The sequence below is a fragment of the Acinetobacter sp. 'aerobic (ED)' genome, from assembly GCF_904886855.1.
In the GTDB taxonomy this organism is placed as follows: Bacteria; Pseudomonadota; Gammaproteobacteria; order Pseudomonadales; family Moraxellaceae; genus Acinetobacter; species Acinetobacter courvalinii.
In genome coordinates this window covers 1-1,164 of sequence record NZ_CAJHGI010000017.1, presented here as the reverse complement: position 1 = coordinate 1,164, position 1,164 = coordinate 1, and the positions used below count along the sequence as shown (strand labels likewise).

At 44.8% G+C, this 1,164-nt stretch carries 1 protein-coding gene; it reads right to left on the bottom strand.

The genetic code is table 11. The annotated features are described in order from the left end of the window. The coding region (tuf, locus tag JO943_RS18435; protein ID WP_195805478.1) for an elongation factor Tu at nucleotides 1-1,164 on the bottom strand (1,164 nt) is incomplete at its 5' end.

The window sequence follows — 1,164 nt, the reverse complement described above, 5'->3', positions numbered from 1 at the left end:
TTATGCAGTTACTTTAGCAACAACACCAGCACCTACAGTACGACCACCTTCACGGATCGCAAAACGTAGACCTGGGTCCATTGCGATCGGGTGGATTAACTCTACTGACATTTCTACGTTGTCACCAGGCATTACCATTTCTACGCCATCTTGTAATTTGATCGCGCCAGTTACGTCAGTTGTACGGAAGTAGAACTGTGGACGGTAACCGTTAAGGAATGGAGTGTGACGACCACCTTCTTCTTTAGAAAGTACGTATACTTCTGCATCGAATTTAGTGTGCGGCTTGATTGTACCTGGTTTAGCAAGTACTTGACCACGTTGTACGTCTTCACGCTTAGTACCACGAAGCAAGATACCACAGTTCTCACCTGCACGGCCTTCGTCAAGAAGTTTACGGAACATTTCTACGCCAGTTACAGTTGTTTTAACTGTATCTTTAATACCAACGATCTCGACTTCTTCACCAACTTTAACGATACCAGCTTCTACACGGCCTGTTACTACAGTACCACGACCAGAAATTGAGAATACGTCTTCGATTGGCATCAAGAATGCTTTGTCGATTGCACGTTCTGGTTCTGGAATGTAAGAGTCAAGCGCTTCAACAAGAGCGATAACTGCTGATTCGCCATATTGACCAGCATCACCTTCCAACGCTTTAAGCGCTGAACCACGGATAACTGGAGTGTCATCACCTGGGAAGTCATAAGTAGAAAGAAGTTCACGAACTTCCATTTCTACCAATTCAAGTAATTCTTCGTCATCAACAAGGTCACACTTGTTCAAGAATACAACGATGTAAGGTACACCAACCTGACGTGAAAGAAGGATGTGTTCACGAGTTTGTGGCATTGGACCATCAGTCGCAGCACATACAAGGATCGCGCCGTCCATCTGAGCAGCACCAGTAATCATGTTTTTAACATAATCGGCGTGGCCCGGGCAGTCTACGTGAGCGTAGTGACGGATTGGAGAATCGTATTCTACGTGTGATGTATTAATTGTAATACCACGTGCTTTTTCTTCAGGAGCTGAGTCGATTTGTGAGTAATCTTTCGCTTCACCGCCGTAAGTTTTTGCACAGATCGTTGCAATCGCAGCAGTTAAAGTTGTTTTACCATGGTCAACGTGACCAATTGTACCCACGTTTACGTGTGGTTT